The following is a 22,673-nucleotide window of genomic DNA, read 5'->3' as shown; positions in this document are numbered from 1 at the left end:
CGCTCGTCTCGCTGTCAGTCAATTGCTATCAAAGTGTAAAAGTCTGCCCCGGCACTTAAGCCAGAGGCTCGACGTCGTAACCGCCATTGTGCGCCACCAGGCGCCGGTCGCAGTGCAAACTTTTGGCCGACCCCGGATCGGCACAGACCACGCGCTCACCCTCGGCCCGCAGCGCCTGTATTGCCTGCCAAAGCGCTTTGTCCCGGCTGTCGCTCGGGGCCAAAATCGCCGCACGCTCACCGTTACTGAGCAGGCCGAGCTTGCTGATGGCAGAGAGGTCGACGGCAAAGCCGGTGGCCGGGCGCGCCCGACCAAAGACTTCACCAATGTGGTCATAGCGCCCGCCGCTGGCAATCGGGTTGCCATAGCCCGGCGCGAAGGCCGCAAACACCAGCCCTGTAAGATAGTGGTAGCCACGCAGTTCACCCAGATCGAAGTACAACTCGGCCTCGGGGTAGCGCTCAGCAATGACACCCGCGACTTCATCGAGCTGGTCGATGGCGGCAACCGCCTCGGCGCCGACAGGGGCCAGTAGCGCTCGCGCCCGAGCCAGAGCCTCGCGATCGCCCGCCAGATTGGGCAGTGCCAGGAATAGCTCGGCCATAGCGCTATCGGTGATCTGCTCGCTGACCCAGATGCGTATTTCGGTAGCCGCTTTGCGTTGCAGCAGTTCAAAGAAGAAGTCTTCCTGTTCGCGACTGAGGCCGGCCGCCTTGGCCAGCGCGCGGTAGATACCCACATGCCCCAGGTCGATATGCAACCTGGGCAGGTTCGCCACCTTCAAGGATTCCAGCAGCAGGGAAATCACTTCGATATCGGCGCTGCTGCCCGGCTCACCGTAACACTCGACGCCGGCCTGGATGGGCGTGCGGGTGGCGAGCGGATTTTTGGGGCGGGCGTGCACGACGTGGCCGGCGTAACACAGGCGATTGACGCCTTCACGCTGGAAGGTGTGGGCATCCATACGGGCGGTTTGCGGGGTGATGTCGGCGCGGATACCCAGGGTACGGCCGGAGATCTGATCGGTCATTTTGAAGGTCAGCAGATCGACATCGCTACCCAGGCCAATCAGCAGGGAATCGGTAAATTCGAGCAGGGGCGGGATAACAAGATCGTATCCCCAGGTGCCGTAAAGGTCGACTAAACGGCGGCGCAGGTCTTCAATGGGCCGGGCCTCGTTGGGGAGGATTTCCTCCACTCCATCGGGCAGCAGCCAGCGGTCGGCATAAGTCATAGCAGACTCTTCGGGTTCCGTAGCTTTAGATGAGTTTCACGTCACGATTACTTGAGCAAGTACAACAGTCCGATCCCGAGCAGCATGCTCGCCAGGCCAGCGATACGCAACTGGCGGTCGGTCACGGTCGCCATACTGGCTATTAAATGCCGCCAGCGCGCCGGGTACAAAAAAGGAAGTATGCCTTCAATGACAAGTACCAGGCACAGAGCCCGGGCCAGATCTTCCCACATAGTTCAGGCACTCACAGCAGGCCACCTCGGAGAGGCTCCCGGACCGAGAAAACACAAAAAAGCCGGGCCATTCAGACCCGGCTGCGGGATTTTACCACCTTTTAGCTCAAGCGGCTATCGTTCCCCCTGCGAGCCTTTGAAGAAGCGCAGGAAGTCGCTGCTCGGGTCGATCACCATCATGTCGTTCTTGCTGCTGAAGGTGTTTCGGTAGGCCGAGAGACTGCGCACGAATGCATAGAACTCCGGATCCCCCTGGAACACATCCGCAAAGATGGCGGCCGCGCGAGCGTCGCCGTCACCACGGATACGCTCGGCATCCCGGTAGGCGTTGGCCTCGAGCACGGCGCGCTGGCGGTCAGCGTCAGCGCGAATCACTTCAGCCTGCTCGCGACCGATGGCGCGGTGTTCACTGGCTTCTTTTTCGCGATCAGCAGCCATCCGCTCGAACACCGACTCACTCACATCAGTGGGCAGATCGATCCGCTTGACCCGGATGTCGATCACTTCCACGCCGAGCAGGTCACGTGCAAGCACGTCCAGGCTCTCAGTGAGGTCATCCATAAGCGCGTCACGCTCACCGGAGACCACCTCGTGCAGCGTGCGACGACCAAACTCGTTACGCAGACCATCGGCAATACGGGTTGCCAGACGGGAGTCGGCGACACTTTCGTCACCCCCGGTGGCCTCGTAGTAGGTGCGCACATCGACGATGCGCCACTTGGCGTAGGAGTCCACAATCAAGCGCTTGTTCTCGATGGTGAAGAAGCTCTCCGGGCGGGCGTCGGCCGTGAGCACCCGGGCATCGAACTTGCGCACCTGATCGGCAAACGGAATCTTGAAGTGCAACCCCGGCTCGACGTCGACATTGTACAAAGCACCGAAGCGCAGCACGACAGCGCGCTCGAACTGGTTAATGATAAAGACGCTACTAGAACCAACAATCAACGCCAGACCGAGTACGATCAGGCCCAAAGTACCTTTACTGGACATTAGCGAACCTCCCGACGCAGTGTGGGTTGCGGGCTGCGTGTCGGCGCATCGCGCCCGGCCGCGCCTTCGGTGAGCTGACGCATCAGCTCAGGCGTGAAAGCCTGACCACCACTACCCGAGCTGCCGCCCTGAGTCTGGGATTGCTGCATCAGACGATCGAGCGGCAGATACATCATATTGTTGCCACCTTCGACATCGATAAAGATCTTACTGGTGTTACTCAGCACCGCCTCTACAGTTTCGATATACAGACGCTCACGGGTAACTTGAGGCGCGTTGTTGTACTCGGCCAACAGGAGCCCAAAGCGCTCGGACTCACCCTCGGCACGGGCGACGATTTCGGCCCGGTAGGCCTCGGCTTCGTCGAGCATCCGCTGGGCGCGACCACGGGCCTCAGGGATCACGCGGTTGGCGTAGGCCTGGGCTTCGTTTTTGAAGCGCTCTTCGTCCTCTCGGGCGCGAATCACGTCATCGAACGCGCTGCGCACTTCCTGGGGCGGGCGACCTTCCTGAATGTTGACATCGCGCACGGCAATACCGGATTCGTACTTATCCAGATAAGTCTGTACACGTCGACGCACGTCCTCGGAAATCAGCTGACGACCACCGGACAGCACCTGATTAAGCTCAGTGGAGCCCACCACGTGACGCAGCGCGGAGTCTGTGGCCTGCTGCAGGCTGGCATCGGGATTGCGGATATTGAGGACAAAGCTTTTCACATCATCAACGTTGTACTGCACGGTAAGCGGCAATTCAACGATGGATTCATCCACAGTCAGCATCAGCCCTTGGGTCGCATACTGGCGCTCCTGGGTGACGTTTTCCTTGAACACTTTACTGATCAAGGGTGGATTCCAGCGCAGGCCCGGATCCTTGATCTCTTTAAAGGCACCGAACTGAAGAACCACGGCGCGCTCTTGGGCGCCCACCTGATAGAAGCCCGCCAGCAGGTAAATGACCAGCGCGATGACCACCACCACGCCGGCGATACCGCCAAAATTGCCGCGACCGCCGCCGGATTTGTTACCGCCACCGGAGCCACCGCCAAACAGGCCGTTGAGTTTGTCCTGAAATTTCTTCAGGGCTTCGTCCAGGTCCGGCGGGCCATCGTTGTTGCTGCCGCCGCCCTTGCCGCCCCAGGGGTCTTTACCGCCTCCCGGTTCATTCCAGGCCATAATCACTTTCTCCGCATAAACATTTCGTCGCGCCGGGTACCGGCACGACGGTTACTGGGTGCTCTAGAATTCAGTCAAGCAAGGGATTCTACCAAAGCCGGGGGGTAGTCTAACAGGCAATTCGACCAGATTCGTCCCGATCCTGCCAGCGCAGCTCCCTATAGTCTATATTCTCCGCACTGAGGATCCGCAACAGATCACTTTTGGGTAGGCGAATACGCAGAATACTGGTGCCGTCCTCGCGGTGATCCTCTTCAGCCACCGCATTTTGCTGGTACAGCCGGGCGCGCAGTCGACCACGCTCGGCGGGCACCAGCAGATCTCCCGCAACCATCTCCCGGCCTACCCGCTCGGTAATCGCATCGAGCAACAGCTCGACCCCGGCGCCAGTCTGTGCTGACAGCCACACAGCCACTGGCAGCCCTTCGTCATCCCGGTCGATGCGCGGCTCGCCGTTTTCAAGCAGGTCAATCTTGTTGTAGATCCGCAGTTGCGGCAGATCGCCCGCGCCGATCTCCTCCAGCACCAGATCCACCTGCTCGATATTGTGTACCCGGTCGTCCGCGGCGGCATCCACCACGTGCAGCAGCAGGCTGGCATTGCTGGCTTCTTCCAGCGTGGCACGAAACGCCTCGACCAGCTTGTGGGGCAAGTGGCTGATAAAGCCCACGGTGTCGGCCATGATCACCGCACCCACATCGTTCATCTCGATCCGACGCATGGTCGGATCCAGTGTGGCAAACAACTGATCCTCGGCGTAGACGCTCTCGCCGGTAATGTGATTGAACAGGGTCGACTTGCCGGCGTTGGTGTAGCCCACCAGAGAGACCGTGGGAATATCCGCACGCTGGCGCGAGCGCCGTCCCTGATCGCGCTGGGAGCGCACTTTTTCCAGTCGCTTTTCAATGTGGGTAATGCGCCCACGCAGCAGGCGACGGTCGGTCTCGAGCTGGGTTTCACCCGGGCCGCGCAGGCCGATACCGCCCTTCTGACGCTCCAAATGCGTCCAGCCGCGCACCAGGCGCGTGGCCATGTGGCGCAGCTGCGCCAATTCCACCTGCAACTTACCCTCAAAGGTACGGGCACGCTGGGCAAAGATATCCAGGATCAGACCGGTGCGGTCGAGTACACGACACTTGAGTGCGTGTTCGACATTGCGCTCCTGGCTGGGCGACAGGGTATGGTTGAAGATCACCAGTTCCGCTTTGTGCTCAAGCACCAGCGCTTCCAGCTCTTCGAGCTTGCCGGTGCCAACAAAATATTTGGGGTGCGGGGCCGCACGCTGGCCACCGACCAGAGCAACCGGGTCGCCGCCAGCGGACAGAACCAATTCTTCAAATTCGCGGGGGTCTTCCGGCTCCTGGCCGGAGGAGAAGCTCAGGTGAACCAGAATCGCCAGTTCACCCGACTCGGGACGATCAAAGAACAAAGAAGTACCTCAGAGGCTGATTACTCGCCAAGACCTTCCTCGCCTTCACCTTCGGCCGGATTAACCAGCGGGACACGCACAGGGCGCGAAGGTACAACGGTAGAAATGGCGTGCTTGTAGACCATCTGGCTGACAGTATTTTTCAGCAGTACGACGAATTGGTCGAAAGACTCAATTTGGCCCTGCAGTTTGATACCGTTTACCAGGTATATGGAAACCGGAACACGCTCCTTGCGCAGCACGTTCAGGTAAGGGTCTTGTAAACTATGCCCTTTTGACATGTTTTATTCTCCTTAAGCTAAAAAAGTAAGATCGCCGAAGACTTTTGTGCAGGTTTTGCACCAAAAGGGGGCGGACACAAGCATGAAAAACTGACTAGATTTCTCACTGCCTATTATATGGTCTCTTTACCTATCAAATTCAAGGTTTGGCGCAAAATTTCTTCATTTTGCCGCGTTTTCCCGTCTTCTGACTGGGTATAGAGCCATTGCAGGCCGTCCCACCCCCGCAGCCAGGTCAGCTGCCGCTTGGCCAGTTGGCGGGTGGCGATGATCCCCCGCTCACGCATTTGCTCATGACTGCACTCACCATCGAGGTATTGCCACACCTGGCGATACCCCACAGCCCTGATGGCGGGTAAACCGGGGTGTAAATCACCCCGGTTGTACAGGGCTCTGACCTCATCCTCGAGCCCCTGTTCCAGCATTTGCGAAAACCGTAGAGCGATACGCTCGTGCAGCAGGTTTCGATCACGGGGGGCCATCGCCAGCTGGGTCAACGCAAAGCGCTCAGAGAAGGGGTTGCCGCGCTCGGCCTGCTGCTCCTGGCGCAACTCGGTCATGGTCTTACCGCTCACCAGGTACACCTCCAGGGCGCGACTGAGGCGCTGGGAATGGTTGGGGTGAATCTCCGCCGCCATAGCCGGATCCACCGCCTGCAGGCGGGCGTGAATATGCGCCCAGCCCAGACGCGCCGCCTCGTCTTCGATCTGGGCGCGCACCGCCGGGTCGGCCGCGGGCATGGCGGCCAGACCATCCAACAGTGCCTTGAAGTAGAGCATGGTGCCGCCCACCAGCAGGGGTATCCGGCCCCGGGCATGGCTGGCGGCAATTTCCCGCTCCGCGTCGGCGACAAAGTCTGCCGCTGAATAGCTGTCGGCCGGGTCGCGGATATCGATCAGGGCATGGGGATAACGGGCCTGCTCGTCGGGCGAGGGTTTGGCGGAGCCGATATCCATACCCCGGTACACCAAAGCCGAGTCGACGCTGATCAGGTCGACCGGTAAACAGTCATAGAGCGCCATAGCCAACGCCGTTTTACCGGAGGCCGTGGGGCCCATCAGGAAGAGGACCGGCGGTTTCATACTATTGACCGCGCATAAACAACTTGTCGAGCTCGTCCAGCGACTGCAAGAACCAGGTGGGACGGCCATGATTGCACTGACCGCTACGCTCGGTGGCCTCCATGTCCCGCAGCAGGGCGTTCATCTCCTCAAGGGTGAGCCGGCGATTGGCGCGCACCGAGCCGTGGCAGGCCATGGTGGACAGGATTTCATTGATATGCTGCTGAATGCGGTCGCTGGTGCCGTACTCAATCAGGTCGGCCAGGACATCGCGCACCAACTGGGCGACGGGGGCGCGGTTGAGCACTACCGGCAGCTGACGGATCAACAGGGTTTCCGGGCCGGCGCGCTGGAGCTCGAAGCCGAGTGCGGTAAAGGTGTCCAGGTGCTCCTCGGCGCAGTCGGCCTCTTTCTGGCTGACGGCGATACTCTCGGGCACCAGCAGGGGCTGGGATTGCACCCGTCCACCGGCAAAGGCGGTTTTCATGCGCTCGTAGGTAATGCGTTCGTGAGCCGCGTGCATATCCACCACCACCAGGCCCTGGGCATTTTCCGCAAGGATATAGATGCCTTTGAGCTGGGCAATGGCATAGCCGAGCGGCGGAATACCTTGGGCATCATCCTCCGGCATAGGCGCTGAAGAGGGACGTTCTGCCAGTGCCGCGCCCGGCCCCGGGCGATGCAGCTCGGCGTAGTGACCCATCTGATCGCGGATCGCACCCCGGTCAGGGCCCGCGCCAGAGGCGGGCGCGCCACCCCACCCTGAGCTGCCAGAAACAGTCGGGCGTGACGGCTGGAAGCGCATCGCCTCCTGGCCCTGAAACTCACCGGCACCGGCGCCGCTCGCCGGTGCGCTCTGCGCCAGGGTCGGATCGCCCGGCTCAAGTCGGTCTTCCGGGCGCACATCCGCCAGGGCCCGGTGCAGGCTGCTGTAAATAAAGCCGTGCACGGTACGGTTGTCGCGAAAGCGCACTTCGTGCTTGGTGGGATGCACATTGACATCCACGGTCGAGGGCTCCACCTCCAGATAGAGCACAAAGGCCGGGTGGCGACCGTGGTAGAGCACGTCCTGATAAGCCTGGCGCACTGCGTGGCTCACCAGCTTGTCGCGAATCGAGCGGCCGTTGACATAAAAGTGTTGCAGATCCGCCTGACTGCGGGAAAAGGTCGGCAGGGCCACCCAGCCCCACAGGCGCAGACCGCTGCGCTCGATATCGATATGGACCGCATTCTCCATAAACGCCGGGCCGCACACCTGAGCCACGCGCCGCTCCTGTTCCAGCTGAGTGGCTCCGGCGCGCCAGTTATGGATGGCGCGGCCGTTGTGGCGCAAACTGAAGGTGACATCAAAGCGCGACAGGGCCAGGCGCTTGACCACATCTTCCAGGTGGTTGTATTCGGTTTTTTCGGTGCGCAGAAACTTGCGCCGGGCGGGGGTGTTAAAAAACAGGTCGCGCACTTCCACGGTGGTGCCGCGCGGGTGCGGCGCTGGCGACAGCTCAGTCTCCATATCCCGCCCCTCGGCTACCACCTGCCAGCCGGCGCTGGTGTCACCGTCGTTGCTGGTCAGGGCCAGGCGTGCCACCGAGCTGATACTGGCGAGAGCCTCGCCCCGAAAACCCAATGTAGCCACCGCTTCCAGATCGTCGAGCACGTGGATTTTACTGGTGGCATGGCGGCTGAGCGCCAGAGGCAGGTCGTCCTTGCCAATGCCCGAGCCGTTATCGCGCACTCGCATCAGCTTGATGCCGCCATCCTCTACGTCCAACTCCACGCGGTCGGCGCCGGCATCCAGGCTGTTTTCGAGCAGTTCTTTGATTACGGAGGAAGGCCGCTCCACCACTTCACCGGCGGCGATCTGGTTGGCAAGGCGGGGGCTGAGCAGTTGAATGCGTTTCATGCGGTATCGTCAGGGCTTGTCAGTGGGAAAAGCCTGTCAGGATGACGGAATCCGCAGCGTCTGTCCAACGCGAATGGTGTGACCGTTGAGGTTGTTGGCCTGCTGTAAACGCGTGACCGATACATTATAGCGGCGGGCAATACCCGAGAGAGTGTCACCCCGGGAGATGACGTACTCTTGCTCACTGCCACCGCCACCACCGCGGCGCTCGGCCAAGAGAGTGCCTACGGGGGGATTCTGCCCGAAGTACTGCTCAACGCCGCGCGCGATGGATTCCGCCATCTGCCGCCGATAGGCCGACGTGGAGAGCTTGCGCGCCTCTTCGGGGTTGGAAATAAAACCGGTTTCCACCAGGATCGACGGCACATCCGGCGAACGCAAAACCGCAAAGTTGGCCTGCTCGACCCGGGGCTTGTGCAACCGTGCCACAGAATCCATGGACTTGAGCACCGAATCGCCAACACGCAGGCTGTCGTTCAGAGTGGAGGTCATGGACAGGTCCACCAGTACCCCCGCAAGCATTTCGTCTTTGTCGTCCAGACTGATGCCGCCAACACCGTGAATGCGATCGGCCTCGTTCTCCCGCTGGGCGAGAAAACGCGCGGTCTCACTGGTGGCCCCGCGCCGGGACAGCGCAAAAACGGAAGCACCGCGGGCCGAGGGATGGGTGAAGGCATCGGCGTGCACCGACACCATCAGGTCAGCCTGCATCTGCCGGGCCAGATCCCGGCGGCGGCTCAGGGGCACATAGTAATCGCCGGTACGAATCAGCTTGGCGGAGAAGCCCGGCTTGCTGTTGATCAGCTCCACCAGGCGCTCACCAATGTCCAATACCACATCTTTTTCGCGCAGCCCACCCGGACCAATGGCACCGGGGTCGGAGCCCCCGTGGCCGGCATCAATGGCTATGATGACATCCCGGGAGCGATTGCCCGCGGGCTCGCTGGCGGGCTCAACCCGGCGCTCACGCACCTCGTTATCGTGCAGATCAATCACCAGGCGATCGCCCTGGCCGCCCTCGGCGGGCAACAGGAAGCTGCGCGGACGGACGCCCTGCTTCAGGTCAAACACCACGCGTAAATCGCGGTTGTCGCGCACGGCACTGCGCACGCCACGCAAGGGCGTATCATCGAGGGACAAATCGGAAAGGGAAGCGTTAAGGTCCGCACCGCTGATATCGACCACGACCCGGTCCGGCCCGGACAGGGAAAACAGGCGGTGTTCGGCAGGTCGGCTCAGATCAAAGACCACCCGGGTGTGATCCGGGGCACGCCACAGACGCACACCCTCGACATCCGCCGCCTGGGCAACAGGCACCCACAAACCCGCCATGAGTGCAGCGAGGCACCCAATCAATCCGAGCGTGCGGAGTCTTAAGCGGAGCTTGTGGAACACGTCAGGCATCCTCTAAAACGGCTTTTCTATCGCTTATCAAGAAGTTAGCCACTTATCCTTATGCACTACTTTAATATGATTCTAGCACTTGTGCCAGTATCTCTTGACCCTTTTTTGTCGCCGCGCTCAGCCGGGCCTCCCGACCCTTGCCCGCCACCCGCAATTGCAGGCTGATATCCGGGGTCGGCAGGTACCCTTGCCCGCGCTCCGGCCACTCCAGGATGCAGACACTGTCATCGGCAAAATAATCCCGAATGCCCATATATTCGAGCTCTTCGGGATCACCCAAACGGTAAAGATCGAAGTGATACACGGCCCGCTCGGGCCACTCATAGGCTTCCACCAGGGTGTAGGTGGGGCTCTTGACCGCCCCCTGGTGGCCAAAGGCCTGGAGCAACCCCCGGGTGGTGGTGGTTTTACCGGCCCCCAGGTCGCCCTCGAGGAATACCGTGACCTGCTCAGGTAAAGCCTTCAGCCGTTGCCCCAGGGCGCGCCCAAGGGCAAGGGTGGCCGCTTCATTCTCCAGCATCCAGATCCGGTCCATGTCAGTCGACACTCAGCAACTGGCAGACATAGGGCAGCAGATCGGTCGCCAACAGACTGCGTTGGCCGGTTTCGGCGGCGGCCAGATCGGCCGCACTGGCGTGCAGCACGGCGCCCAGACGCGCGGCGTCGGTGACCGACAGGCCCTGCGCCATCAGCCCGCCGAGCAGGCCGCTGAGCAGATCACCCATGCCGCCCGAGGCCATGCCCGGGTTGCCGTCGGTCACCAGTCCGGTCGTACCGCCGGCCGCCACCAGACTGCCCACCCCCTTGAGGATAACGGCACCGCCGAAGCGGGCTTGCAGCGCCGAAACGGCCTTGATCCGATCCGCCTGCACGTCCGCCGTGCCCTGGCCGAGCAGGCGCGCGGCCTCTCCGGGATGCGGCGTCAGGACCCAGTTGTCACGCTTGGGCACACCGGGCACCACCCGCCCCTCGGCGAGCAGATTCAGGGCGTCGGCATCGACCACCATGGGCAGACCGCTGTTGGCGGCCTGCTGAAGCATCTGTTCAGACCAGGGAGAGCGCCCCAGACCCGGACCGATCACCAGCACAGTCGGCCGGGCCAACCAGGGCTCCAACTCCTGTCCGGAGGTCACACCGCAGGCCATGACTTCCGGGCAGCGCACCAGCATCGCCGGGACATGCTCGGGCCGGGTGGCGATACTGACCAGTCCCGCGCCGCTGCGGGCAGCGGCTTCCGCCGCAATCAACGCGGCTCCGCCATAGCCGGTGTCACCACCGATAATCATCACATGACCGAAGTCACCTTTGTGAGCATCCGCCGCGCGCTCCGGCAACGCGGCCAGAAGCTCGCCCAACGCCAGGCCCTCGAGGCTGGCAGGCACCTGCGCGTAAATGCTGTCCGGTACCGACAGGTCGCGCAACACCAACTCACCACACAGCGCCGGGCCGCGTCCGGTAAGCAGACCCTGCTTGAGACCAATAAAGGTGACGGTGACACCCGCCTTGACTGCGACGCCCTCGACACAGCCGGTATCGGCGTTGAGCCCCGAGGGGATGTCGACCGCGAGCACCGGCAGGCCACTGGCATTGATCTGCTCAATCGCCGGGACATAATCGTCCCGAACCGGGCCTTTCAGCCCTGTGCCCAGCAGCGCATCGACAATCGCGCCCTGAGTGGGCGCTGCCCCCAGGGGAGCCATGGGCACCTGCTCCTGGCAGGCGAATTCGTAGGCCTGGCGCGCCTCAGCGGACAGCCTGGCCGGGTCACCCACTTGCACGATCCGCACCGACAGGCGTCGCTGGGCGGCGAGCGCGGCGATCACATAGCCATCGCCGGCGTTATTGCCTGCGCCACAATAAACGGTCAGCTCGCTGGGCGACCCAAAACGCTTGAGCAACTGCTCGAAAGCGGCGCGGCCGGCGCGTTTCATCAGATGGATGGCGGGAATGCCGGCGGCGATGGCGGCCTGATCCAGGGCGCGCACCTGATCGGCGGTATACAGGGCAGTAGTCATAAGCGCAACGGCGTCCTTTGGCGTGAAGCGGCTGAAACACAGGGCCAGCAGCCCCGGGCAATTTCTGGCAGAATTATACGCGTGATCACCCCTACGCTGACAGGCCCTATGACTGATACCTTCGATTTTCACCAGCTCGCCGCCGATATCAAACGCTGGGGCCGCGAGCTGGGCTTTCAGCAGGTGGGTATCACCGACATTGCCCTCGACGACGCCGAGCGCCAGTTCCACGCCTGGCTCGACAAAGGCTATCAGGGCTCCATGGACTGGCTTGCGGCGCCCGGCAACAAACGCACGCGCCCGGCGGAGCTGGTGCCGGGGACAGTGCGCGTAATTTCGGTGCGCATGGACTACCTACCCGGCGATACCCGACAGATTCAGGTACTCAAGGACCCCACCAAAGCCTACATCTCCCGCTATACCCTCGGGCGCGACTACCACAAGCTTATCCGCAAGCGCCTGGCCAAACTCGGCCAACAGATCGAAGCGGCGTTACCCGAGGACTTTCCGCGCACCGGCGAACACCGACCCTTTGTGGACAGTGCCCCGGTACTGGAGCGTCCTCTGGCGGACAAGGCCGGCCTGGGCTGGACCGGAAAGCACACGCTGATTCTCAACAGCGAAGCGGGCAGTTGGTTTTTCCTGGGCGAGTTGTTTACCTATCTGCCCCTGCCGGTGGACACCTCCGAACAACCCAACCGCTGCGGCGACTGCACCGCCTGCCTGAAAGTGTGCCCCACCGACGCCTTTCCCCAGCCCTATGAACTGGATGCCCGGCGCTGCATTTCCTATCTCACCATCGAGAACAAAGGGCCGATCCCGGAAGAGTTTCGCGAACCCATGGGCAACCGGGTGTTCGGCTGCGACGACTGCCAGGCCATCTGCCCCTGGAACAAGTACGCACAATTTACCGGCGAGACGGATTTTTTACCGCGCCATCAACTGGACTCGAGTCATCTGGTGGATCTGTTTCAGTGGAGTGAAGCGGAGTTTTTACAGCGCACCGAAGGCTCGGCCATTCGCCGCACCGGCTACGAAGGTTGGCTGCGCAACCTGGCGGTGGGGCTGGGCAATGCCCCGAGTGATCCGGCCATCATCGCGGCCCTGGAAGCCAGACGCGCGGATGCTTCGGCGCTGGTGGCTGAGCATATCGACTGGGCGCTGGCGCGGCAGAACGATACCAATCATCGACGTAAGCGCAAGATTCGGCGCAGTTGACGGTAAGGCTCTCAACCGCAACTTACTGCGAAATCACGGCATTAACCTTCCCTCTGAGGCATCGATGATACGTTACTCGCTAAATACTCCCGCGCTAAGCTCACCATTCAATGCCTGTAGTTTTTCCAAATTATGCGCACATCGTGGATATCAATATCAGTCTTTAGGGTCAGTCGGTCATATTCCACACCGACAGGAACGCCACTTCTCGCCGTAAGCATGAGATAAACAACCTCCTTCCCCCAAGAAGACGAACCCCGATACGAAAGCTCAAGATCCTCCTTGCCAGAAGCACTGAACAAATTCACTGAAACAAACCCGCTACTGAAAGTCTCATCAACCCAGCTTCTGGTCTCTAAAATATCATTCACTTCCGGCGGACGCATTGAAGACACGTCAAGATACAAGGCGGCGCCTGACGTAATGGCTGAAATAGGCTTATCAAGGTCAATCTCGATGCCTCCATCAACAATATCCATCGGCTCCGGCGTCAACAAAACGGTAGTTCCAAACAACATGATCCTCAAAAACTCTAACATTGCGATTGCGCTTTTTCGGTCATATCGATCACACCTGGCTCGGCACAACGAAATGTGCTTCAGAAAACAAAAAACGCCCGCCGGGAGACCCGGCGGGCGTAACTCAGTTGCAGTTGAGGGGTGAGTTAATCGTTGGCTTCACCAGCCAGAGTAGCTACTTCCTCTGCGGTAAGCGCGCGGTCGTAGATGCGCAGCTCGTCCATCAGCCCCTGGTAAGGAGTGTCCCAAGGATTGACACCGATGGACGTTTCCATCAAATGATCTTCAGCGATGTTAGCAAAGTTGTTGGTCACATCTACGTTCTCTCCAGCGAGCGCTCCGTCTCTGTAAAGACGTGCTACGGTACCACTCACTGTCAGGGTCACGTGCACCCACTCATTAACGATCGTCGTGCCACCGGCAACCCCTGGACGCTCGCCATCAAAATCGTAAGCGTAAAACAGGAGGTCGTCTACGTGAATGGCGGGCGCGAGCGTGGCCCAACCGTGGCCATAAGCATCCAGAAAAACTGCCGAGGTCCAATGCGTGAGGGCGTCGGGCTTCATCCAGAAGGAGATGGAAAAGTCAGAGGATGTAATCAGGCGATCCTCCAAACGAAGGCCACTGGTGCCGTCAAACACGGCTGCAGATCCGCGCACCGCATCGCCAACAAAGGTAATTGCACCCTCGTCGAAAGCTTGCGGAGTGGCGCCAACTACTCGTGCGTCGTCACCGGTCACGCTGTCAGTCAGATTGTCGTCAAAGGCATAGTGCACCATCAATCCTTCGATGCCGTCGATGGCACTCTCGCTGGTATCCTCGTCATCGCCATTAGCGCCATCGTCGTCACCACCGCTAGCATCGTCGTCATCGCCGTTAGCGCCGTCATCGTCACCACCGCTGGCATCGTCATCATCACCGTTAGCGTCGTCGTCACCACCGTTGGCATCGTCATCATCGCCATTGGCGTCATCGTCGTCACCACCGCTGGCATCGTCATCATCGCCGTTGGCGTCGTCGTCATCTTCCGGCAGTTCTTCGACCGGATCACCGCCGACTTCGATTTCTTCGCCGGCAAACAGGGCCGCGACTTCGTCGGCGTTCAGCGCTACATCATAGATGCGCAGGTCGTCAATCAGACCAGTGTAAGGAACGTCCCAATAGTTCACACCCAGGGCGAAGAGCGCGTCCTCGGTGGAGAACACATTCGGCACATTGGCGCCGGTAAACTTCTCCTCGCCGTCGATATAAACGACGATATCGCGATCATTGGTTACCGAGGCCACGACATGGCTCCAGGCACCGGCAGGGATCTGCTCGCCGGCAGTCGCATCAAACCAGCCTGTACCCATATCTGAGCCATACCAGAACATGGTGTTCTGGTTGTCACCCGGGCCTGCTGGTGTCAGGCTGATCCAGCTGGTTTCTGTGCGCGCACCAAAAAAGCTGGGTGTGAACTGGCTGAGTTGATCGGGGTGCAACCAGATGGAAATGGTGTAGGCTCCAGGGCCAATCAGACCATCGGCCAGGCGCACACCACTACTGCCATCGAGAGCGACCGCCGTAGAGCCGTCAAAGGCACCGGAGGCGTAGGTAATGGAGCCCCCCTCGGTGTTGTTGATGCGGTTGCCGGTGACGGTACCGTCGGAGAAGTGACCGGTAGAATCACTCAGGTCATCCTGGAACTGGTAGTGTGCCACCAGGCCAACGGTGGTCGGCACTTCGGGTTCACTGCTCTCGGAGCTCTCGGAGCTCTCGCTGGATTCGGAGCTCTCGGAACTTTCACTGGATTCCGATGAGGATTGATCGCCGTTGCCTACGGGCGGTTGATCGTCCGAGGAGCTGCTGCCACAGGCCGTCAGGACACCGGACATGAGGAGTGCGAGAAGTAAATGCTTGTTGTTCATTGCTTTACCTGCTTGTCGAGTTGTTAATGTTATTGTGCGCGCGCCCGTTGTGGGCCACTGACCGCTCAACGGGAGGGGTCTTGGAATATAATAATATAATAGCAATGATTTGTGTGACAAATGATTTTTTGCGTGGCTTAGACCAATGACGACTAATATGCCTCAAGTCTTAATAACAAAAGAGAATAACAGGCCAGCCAGGACAGGCTGGCCCGGAAAGGAGGGTCTACGGCTATCAACCGTTGATAAAGTGCTCGCGGTAGTGGCGCAGTTCCTCAATCGAATCCCGGATATCATCCAGAGCCAGGTGAGAACCGCTCTTTTTGACGCCCTCAACCACCTCCGGGCGCCAGCGCCGCGCCAGCTCTTTCAGGGTGCTGACGTCGATATGGCGATAGTGAAAGTAGCGCTCCAGCTCAGGCATGCCGCGCACAAGGAAGCGCCGATCCTGACAGATGGAGTTGCCACACATGGGCGATTTGCCTTTGGGTACCCACTGCTCGAGAAACGCCAGGGTCTCCGCTTCGGCATCCGCCAGGGAGGTTTGACTCTCACGAACCCGCTGGGTCAGGCCCGAGCCGCCATGCTGGCGGGTGTTCCATTCATCCATGGCCTCAAGGGCCGATTCCGGCTGGTGGATGGCCCGCACTGGGCCTTCCGCCAGGATATTGAGCTGGGCATCGGTGATGACGGTGGCGATTTCAATGATGACATCCGCATCCGGGTCCAGACCGGTCATCTCGAGGTCGATCCAGATCAAATTATTTTCGTCGGGCATAGCAGTTTTTCCCCAGCTTTTCAGGCACAATTGCTCGCAAGAGTAACCCGTGGAGCCAGGCCGTACAACACTGATGAGCAAACGCCGACTGACCCGCCGCCAGGCATGGCGGATTCAAAAAATCCAGGATGAACGCCGCAGCCGGGCTGACAAGCGCAGTGCCCAAGCCGATCAACAGCTGGACGACAACGCGCTCGGCCCCGAACGCTCGGGGTTGGTGATCACTCACTACGGAACCCAGGTGCTGATTGAAGCCGAGGGCGAAAGCAAGCGCTGCCACTTTCGTAGCAACCTGGGCTCTCTGGTCACCGGGGATCGGGTCATCTGGCGCGACGCGGAGCCCTATGGCGTGGTCGTGGCCATCGAGCCGCGCCTGTCGGCACTGAGCCGGCCCGATCCCTACGGCGACCTGAAGACGGTCGCGGCCAATATTGACCGCATCCTGGTGGTCTTTGCCCCCTACCCCGAACCTCACGCCAACCTGATCGACCGCTATCTGGTGGCGGCGGAAGCCATGGAGATCAAACCGGTTCTGTTGATGAACAAGTCCGACCGTATCGAAGACAGCAACCGCGAAATGATCGCTCGACTGTGCGACCTGTACCGCTCTCTGGACTACACTGTGCTTGAGGTGTCGAGTCATACCGGTGCGGGCATGGACAACCTGACCCGCTACCTGGCGGATTTCACCAGTGTCTTTGTCGGTCAGTCCGGGGTAGGCAAGTCTTCACTGATCAACCACCTGCTGCCCGACAGCAACTTGCGCATCGGTGACCTGTCGGAGAAGCAGCAGGGCACGCACACCACCACCAACGCCAAGCTGTTCCATGTCATCGGTGGCGGCCACCTGATCGACTCGCCCGGCATTCGCGAGTTTGGCCTCTGGCACATGGAACCGGAACAGGTGATTGAGGGTTTTGTGGAGCTGCGCCCCCTGCTCGGCTACTGCAAGTTTCGGGACTGCTCACACACTCAGGAGCCTGGCTGCGCGATTCTCCAGGCGGTGGAAAAGGGCGAGGTTCGCCCGGAACGCCTGGCCAGTTACCGCCATATTCTGGCGACGCTGGACCAGCAGTAGAGCCCTATCGCTTTTGAATCCTGATAAACGGAAGAGGATTGTATGTCTGACTTACCCCTGCTTATTGAGCCCGAAGTTCTCGCCGAACTCAAACCGCTGCCGGCAAACGTCGTGATCGTCGACCTGTGCAGCGAAAGCAGTTACCGCGCCGGACACATCCCCGGCTCAGTGCATGTGCCGCCGCAGATGCTGCTGTGCAACATTCCCCCAGCTCCCGGGCGGATTGCCCCCGCGGAGCAGCTCGACCGCCTGTTTACCTATTTGGGCCTGACCCCGGATACGCACTTTATTGTCTACGACGATGAAGGTGGCGGCTGGGCTGGGCGCTTTATCTGGACACTGGATACCATTGGCCACCCTCACTACAGCTACCTCAACGGCGGCCTGCACGCCTGGAAAGCGGAGGGACTACCGCTGTCTACCAAAGAAGAGCAGGTGGAGATGCGCGAGGCCAGCGTCACCATCAACCCGGATGTGCTAGTGGAAATCCCGGAGATTTTGGCAAACCTGGATAAAGAGGACTTTCTCGTGTGGGATGCGCGCAGCCCCGCCGAGTATCGGGGCGAGAAAGTCCTTGCACAAAAAGGCGGCCACATTCCCGGCGCGATCAACGCCGAGTGGACCAGCCTGATGGACCACCAAGACAGTTTACGCATTCGCCCGGACGCCGAAGCTTACCTGGCCAAGCTTGGCATTACCAAAGACAAACGCATTGTCACCCACTGCCAGACGCACCATCGCTCGGGCTTCACCTACCTGGTCGGTAAGGTACTGGGCTTTGACATCAAAGGCTACCACGGCTCCTGGGCCGAGTGGGGCAACCACCCGGAAACTCCGGTTGAAACAGCTTAACGAGGACTGACACTTGTCGCGCCTGATAATTGTTGTGGAAAGCGCCCAGGACTGGGCGCCCTATTTCCCCAGTGAACGGGTCATCACCTTCGATGACTACTTACAACTACCAGCCCAACCGGGCACCCGCACCCGGGTCATCAACCTGTGCCGAAAATTCGGCTACCTGAGCAAGGGTTACTACTGCTCGTTGCTGGCCGAGGCCCGGGGACACTCGGTCATCCCGTCTGTAAAGACCCTTAACGACCTGCGCAACCGACGCAGCTTTGCGGTGATTCAGGAACAGCTCCACAGCCAGTCAGAAAAGCTGCTGAAAAAGCTCGCCAGCCATACGGACCAGCGACTGGACTTCTGGATTTTCCTGGGTGAAAGCAGCGTGCCCGAGTTGCAGAAACTCGCGCGCGAACTGTTCGATCAGCACCCCTGCCCACTCCTGCGGGTTCAGCTGGAGTGGGAAGACGGCTGGCGCATCAGTGCCCTCAAAATCAGCCCACTGCATGCACTTGACGACAACGCCCAAGAGCATTTTGCCAATGCCCTGGACCGCTTTAGCGCCCAGCTGTGGCGCAATCCTAAAAAGCGCAAACCCAGTCGTTACGATATGGCGATACTGGTAGACAAGGATGAGAAGCTGCCCCCGAGCGACCCGAAGGCGCTGAAAAAGTTTGTGCGCGCAGGCGAAAAACTCGGCATCGACGTGGACTTTATCGGGCGCAAGGACATTCGGCGACTGCCCGAATACGATATGCTGTTTATCCGTGAGACCACCAATATCGACCATCACACGTTCGAATTTGCCTGTCGGGCAGAAACGGAAGGCTTGGTGGTCATGGATGATCCCCAGTCGATTATCCGCTGCACCAACAAGGTTTACCTTGCCGACCTTTTCGGCAACCGCAAGGTGCCAACACCAAAAACCCGGCTGCTGTCCAACAGCACCCCGGCGCTGCTCGACAGCATTGCCGAAGAACTGGGGCTGCCATTAATCCTGAAGATTCCGGACGGCTCTTTTTCCCGGGGGATGGTCAAGGTCGAAGATCGCGCGGAGCTGGACAGCGCCGTCAACAGTCTACTCAAGCACTCTGCCCTGCTCCTGGCGCAAGAGTTTTTATACACGGAGTACGACTGGCGCATTGGCGTGCTCAACGGCAAGCCCCTGTACGCCTGCAAATACTTTATGGCCCGCAACCACTGGCAAATCTATGATCACAGCCAGAGCGGCGATCCTTCCGGCAGCTATCAGACCATGCCCACATACGAAGCGCCGAAGGCTGTGGTCAACACCGCCATCAAAGCCGCCTCTCTGATTGGTAACGGCCTCTATGGCGTCGATCTCAAGCAGGCTGGAAAACGCGTCGTGGTCATCGAAGTCAATGACAACCCGAGTATCGACGCCGGAGTTGAAGACGAGTTTATCGGTGACGAGCTGTATCAGATGATCATGCAGGAGTTTATTAACCGGGTTGAGCAGAAACGGCGGGTGCGGGAAGACCGCTAACCGAGACACAAAAAACCCGGCAGCTGCCGGGTTTTTTGTGTCCATCCTTGGACAGGAGTCAGCATCAACCAGCGTCAGTCCGCGATAAAGCGATCTTCGGCTTCTGTGGTCGACAAGTCTTCACTACGGGTGTAGGTACGCACCAGGGTATAGCTGGCGTTGGTGTTGCCGGCAATATCCTCTACGCTATCCGCCACGACCCGCAGCACTTCAACACTGCGCACATGCTCGTTCAGGCTGTACGGCAGCGCCCGCTCACCGCGCGCATCAACGTCGTCTTCCAGGCCTTCGAAGTCACTGGCACTGTTATCACGGAACTCGTAAACCACGACGTTGGTGTTCGGGTTGGTACGGGTACCGCGCCAGGCAAAGTTGGCCTCTTCAGCATCGTCATCAAAGTACAGCACACCCGGACGGCTATCGATGGGGGCCTCACCCGGCAATACGAATTGCCATTGAGCACCCAGCGGCGCGGCCGAACCGGGACGAGAGACGTCATTGTTCTGGGTCAGCTGGCTAAGGGTGGGCAGAGACAGGTCATCCGGATCGGTCCAGAACTCATCGACACCGGCACGCGCCAGCTGGGTCAGAGACTCGGCACGATTGGCCAAGCGGAAATGACGCCAGTCGATCTCGACCGACACACTACCCAGGAGCGCGCCTTCAAGCTCAGCCACAGCCCACTGGGCGACGCCGCTGAAATCGTTGTCTACAACTGCACCGTCCTCATTCTCCGCCACGCCGATCCACGGCGAGTCGTTCGAACCATCGTTGAGCTCATCGTGATAGAAGTTCAGCAGTGCCGAGATGCTGTTACAAACACCATTGGCGCCGGTGTAAACGTAGAAGACATCATTGTCGTCGTCATGAACGATTTCATCCAACCCTGTATCCAGAACTGACAGGGTCATCGACAGCACTTCGCCGTCCTGGTAGTCATCAGAGTTGCGGCTGAAGAGATTGCCTTCCGCATTGTCGACCACCAGGCACAGACCCGTGCTCAGCGCAGGCTGACGGTTGACGCGTTCATAGTCGAAAACGTTGTTGTTTTCCAGCACTGTGTTCAAGCCCGCGCGCCAGACGCCGTTCCAACCGGTGCGGATCTGCCCCAGGGTTTCGTCGGCCAGGTCATCAAAGCTCGGGATATCCATCGCTTCGTTGATTTCTACCGCCAGGTGAGGAGAGAAACCAAAGGCTTCAACTTCGACAACATCAATCACGTTTTCGTCCGCGTCGCTCAGCAAAATCTCAACGCGGGCGCTGTCCTCTTCAACAAACTCGCGCACCGGTTCGCTAATCGGCAACTCAAGATACGTGCCGGTCAGGTTGAGTACGTCGTTGGGCACCACGAATGAGGGAGCCACAGTATCGGTAATCGGGCCGATCACATTGCTGTAGCCACTCTCGGTATCGTCAGCACTCACGGCGGTGACCTTGAAGTACACGGCCACTGGGTGGTTATCCGAAGAAATCAGATCGGCACCCACGCTGTAGTGCGCGGTGGTGACTTCGTCCAGCTCCCAGTAACCCGGCAGGTAGTCGTCAACATCACCGTTAAGCGCGACACGCTGGGTGTATACGCGGTACAGACGTGCGTTATCGACGGCAGACCATTGCAGCATCAGGGTATCGAAGATATCGACATTGCTGGCGGTCAGGCTGATCTCCGGCGCGTCCGGGCTACCATCACCACGGGTGGTGAACTCTACGCGCGGCTGGGCGATGGCGGCATGGCTCCCAAAACCACTCAAGCGAGCGGGGCGATTGAGCAGGTCAACCAGTTTGCTGGCACCTTCGGCCGCGCTGATATCAACAGTGTAGAGCGCGGATTCGGCCAGGTTTTCCAGGCTGACCACGAGCACCTGATAGTTGTCTTCCCAGCTCAGGGTGTAGTTGGGACGCGGCTCGTCGTCGTTCGGACGCAAAGCGCCGTGATCGATCTTGGTGCCGTCGTAGGTGACTTCCACATCGCGGTACAGACCCTCAATCGCGGATGCAGACGGCTCGAGCGCACGCGCGTAAACGTTGTCGCGCAGCGGGCGGTTGAAGTAGAAACGCACTTCAGTGCTGCCGTCGCTGAGGCTCAGGTCGCTGTAATTCTCCGGGGTAACCTGGCGAATAACCGGGCCCTGTTGCTCAAGCAGACTGACTTGCAGTGCGGGGCCACGCAGACCCACAACGCCAGCGCTGTCGAGCAGATTGAAGCGGACTTCTTCACCGTCGCGCTCGGGCGCCACGAAGCTCACTTCGCCGTAATACTCTTCACCATAGTCGTCTTCAAACAGCGCCACCAAGCGCAAGCCGGCCTGGGCCTCAACTTCACTGAACGAGAAGTTGCCATCGGCATCGGTGGTTGTCTGGGCGACGACGCGGTTACTCTGGTCAACACTGGAGGTTTGATACAGGCTGACCGTGGCACCGGTAAGCGGCGCATGCGGGTCGAGGCGCAGTTCATTCAAACCGGCTACAACACGGCCCGATACGCTGGTAGAAAGCTTGCCTACCTGCAGATCCAGAGCGGTAACAAGGCCGGAGATGACCTGATGGAAGGTGCCCTGCTGGAAGTTTTCACCGTCCATCGCTTCGGCTTCGATCGGGGTGAAGCGACCAAAAGTCACTCGCGCGGTGTCATAGAAAAAGTCCGGGTAGGGGTAATCCGCCTCGCCTTCAATGTCACGAAGATCGATGGTGACCTGATAGACCTCATCACCGCCGTCGTCGTAGGTCGGCGTGGTCACCGGAACATTTTCAATAACGTACTGTCCGAGCTCGTTACTGGTGGCCTGCTGAACACCGACACTGATCACGGCACCAACAATCGGATTGCCGCTGACACGATCGCGCAGAATACCCTGGATGGTACCGGTAATCTGGCGTTCGGATTCAATATCGTGGACGGGGTTTGTGACGGTATCGGCGTTGGAGGTAGATGTCGAGGTCGACTCATCACCTTCAACCAGACAGCCGGTCAGAGCCATACTTGCGGTAAAAATTGAAGCGCCGAGGAGCGCGCGACGGGCAAAGAAAGGAAAAGCTGAACGCGTCTTAGACATGCGTAAACTCCATTTCATTCCTGATTAAAATATCCGTTTATCCGCCCGC

19 protein-coding genes are annotated in these 22,673 nt (G+C 59.8%); 4 read left to right on the top strand and 15 right to left on the bottom strand.

Annotated elements, in window-relative coordinates:
• Window positions 1-55: 55 nt before the first annotated feature.
• From DKW72_RS12910 to DKW72_RS12860, 11 genes are all read right to left on the bottom strand, one after another.
• Window positions 56-1,234: an ATP phosphoribosyltransferase regulatory subunit gene (locus DKW72_RS12910; RefSeq protein WP_111642799.1), complete on the bottom strand. Its 1,179-nt coding sequence runs from the start codon at window positions 1,232-1,234 to the stop codon at window positions 56-58.
• A 47-nt stretch (window positions 1,235-1,281) separates the two neighbouring features.
• Entirely contained in the window at window positions 1,282-1,467 is a 186-nt protein-coding gene (locus tag DKW72_RS12905) for a DUF2065 domain-containing protein (protein WP_111642798.1), read from the bottom strand.
• Between the two features lie 114 nt (window positions 1,468-1,581).
• A complete protein-coding gene (gene hflC / locus DKW72_RS12900) occupies window positions 1,582-2,457 on the bottom strand; it encodes a protease modulator HflC (protein WP_111642797.1) in 876 nt (291 codons plus the stop codon).
• A complete protein-coding gene (hflK, locus tag DKW72_RS12895; RefSeq protein WP_111642796.1) occupies window positions 2,457-3,632 on the bottom strand; it encodes an FtsH protease activity modulator HflK in 1,176 nt (391 codons plus the stop codon). The genes hflC and hflK overlap by 1 nt, the downstream gene beginning before the upstream one ends.
• A 109-nt stretch (window positions 3,633-3,741) precedes the next feature.
• The gene (hflX, locus tag DKW72_RS12890) at window positions 3,742-5,061 is read right to left on the bottom strand and encodes a ribosome rescue GTPase HflX (protein WP_111642795.1); all 1,320 of its coding nucleotides are present in this window, start codon (window positions 5,059-5,061) and stop codon (window positions 3,742-3,744) included.
• A gap of 20 nt (window positions 5,062-5,081) precedes the next feature.
• A complete protein-coding gene (gene hfq / locus DKW72_RS12885) occupies window positions 5,082-5,342 on the bottom strand; it encodes an RNA chaperone Hfq (RefSeq protein ID WP_111642794.1) in 261 nt (86 codons plus the stop codon).
• A 113-nt stretch (window positions 5,343-5,455) separates the two neighbouring features.
• A complete protein-coding gene (gene miaA / locus DKW72_RS12880) occupies window positions 5,456-6,424 on the bottom strand; it encodes a tRNA (adenosine(37)-N6)-dimethylallyltransferase MiaA (RefSeq protein WP_111642793.1) in 969 nt (322 codons plus the stop codon).
• Window position 6,425: 1 nt separating this feature from the next.
• Window positions 6,426-8,303, bottom strand: a complete 1,878-nt coding sequence (mutL, locus tag DKW72_RS12875) for a DNA mismatch repair endonuclease MutL (RefSeq protein WP_111642792.1) — start codon at window positions 8,301-8,303, stop codon at window positions 6,426-6,428.
• Between the two features lie 36 nt (window positions 8,304-8,339).
• Window positions 8,340-9,707 carry an N-acetylmuramoyl-L-alanine amidase gene (locus tag DKW72_RS12870; protein ID WP_198411340.1) on the bottom strand — a complete coding sequence of 456 codons (1,368 nt, stop codon included), beginning with the start codon at window positions 9,705-9,707 and terminating at the stop codon, window positions 8,340-8,342.
• A gap of 61 nt (window positions 9,708-9,768) precedes the next feature.
• A complete protein-coding gene (gene tsaE / locus DKW72_RS12865; RefSeq protein WP_111642790.1) occupies window positions 9,769-10,242 on the bottom strand; it encodes a tRNA (adenosine(37)-N6)-threonylcarbamoyltransferase complex ATPase subunit type 1 TsaE in 474 nt (157 codons plus the stop codon).
• A 1-nt stretch (window position 10,243) separates the two neighbouring features.
• A complete protein-coding gene (locus tag DKW72_RS12860; protein ID WP_111642789.1) occupies window positions 10,244-11,722 on the bottom strand; it encodes an NAD(P)H-hydrate dehydratase in 1,479 nt (492 codons plus the stop codon).
• Window positions 11,723-11,830: 108 nt separating this feature from the next.
• Here DKW72_RS12860 and queG point away from each other — a divergent pair, with 108 nt between their 5' ends.
• Window positions 11,831-12,940 (top strand): tRNA epoxyqueuosine(34) reductase QueG, encoded by a 1,110-nt coding sequence (gene queG / locus DKW72_RS12855; protein ID WP_111642788.1) that lies wholly within the window; start codon window positions 11,831-11,833, stop codon window positions 12,938-12,940.
• Between the two features lie 107 nt (window positions 12,941-13,047).
• Here queG and DKW72_RS12850 read toward each other — a convergent pair whose 3' ends face one another.
• From DKW72_RS12850 to orn, 3 genes are all read right to left on the bottom strand, one after another.
• Window positions 13,048-13,458, bottom strand: a complete 411-nt coding sequence (locus DKW72_RS12850) for a hypothetical protein (RefSeq protein ID WP_198411339.1) — start codon at window positions 13,456-13,458, stop codon at window positions 13,048-13,050.
• A 146-nt stretch (window positions 13,459-13,604) separates the two neighbouring features.
• Window positions 13,605-15,365 carry a LamG domain-containing protein gene (locus tag DKW72_RS12845; RefSeq protein WP_111642786.1) on the bottom strand — a complete coding sequence of 587 codons (1,761 nt, stop codon included), beginning with the start codon at window positions 15,363-15,365 and terminating at the stop codon, window positions 13,605-13,607.
• Window positions 15,366-15,600: 235 nt separating this feature from the next.
• Window positions 15,601-16,143: an oligoribonuclease gene (gene orn, locus DKW72_RS12840; RefSeq protein ID WP_111642785.1), complete on the bottom strand. Its 543-nt coding sequence runs from the start codon at window positions 16,141-16,143 to the stop codon at window positions 15,601-15,603.
• A 73-nt stretch (window positions 16,144-16,216) separates the two neighbouring features.
• Here orn and rsgA point away from each other — a divergent pair, with 73 nt between their 5' ends.
• Genes rsgA through DKW72_RS12825 form a run of 3 tightly spaced genes read left to right on the top strand, consistent with a single transcriptional unit; the run spans window position 16,217 to window position 19,571 of the window.
• The gene (rsgA, locus tag DKW72_RS12835) at window positions 16,217-17,221 is read left to right on the top strand and encodes a small ribosomal subunit biogenesis GTPase RsgA (RefSeq protein WP_111642784.1); all 1,005 of its coding nucleotides are present in this window, start codon (window positions 16,217-16,219) and stop codon (window positions 17,219-17,221) included.
• A gap of 42 nt (window positions 17,222-17,263) precedes the next feature.
• On the top strand, window positions 17,264-18,073 hold the full coding sequence (locus tag DKW72_RS12830) for a sulfurtransferase (RefSeq protein ID WP_111642783.1): 810 nt from the start codon (window positions 17,264-17,266) through the stop codon (window positions 18,071-18,073).
• Between the two features lie 13 nt (window positions 18,074-18,086).
• Entirely contained in the window at window positions 18,087-19,571 is a 1,485-nt protein-coding gene (locus DKW72_RS12825) for a RimK family protein (protein ID WP_111642782.1), read from the top strand.
• 74 nt (window positions 19,572-19,645) lie between these two features.
• Here DKW72_RS12825 and DKW72_RS12820 read toward each other — a convergent pair whose 3' ends face one another.
• Window positions 19,646-22,624: a carboxypeptidase-like regulatory domain-containing protein gene (locus DKW72_RS12820; protein ID WP_111642781.1), complete on the bottom strand. Its 2,979-nt coding sequence runs from the start codon at window positions 22,622-22,624 to the stop codon at window positions 19,646-19,648.
• Window positions 22,625-22,673 lie beyond the last annotated feature (49 nt).

The organism is Marinimicrobium alkaliphilum (assembly GCF_003259155.1).
Taxonomy (GTDB): domain Bacteria; phylum Pseudomonadota; class Gammaproteobacteria; order Pseudomonadales; family Cellvibrionaceae; genus Marinimicrobium_A; species Marinimicrobium_A alkaliphilum.
The sequence above is the reverse complement of the archived record's forward strand: the minus strand, read 5'-3'. Positions and strand labels throughout refer to the sequence as shown.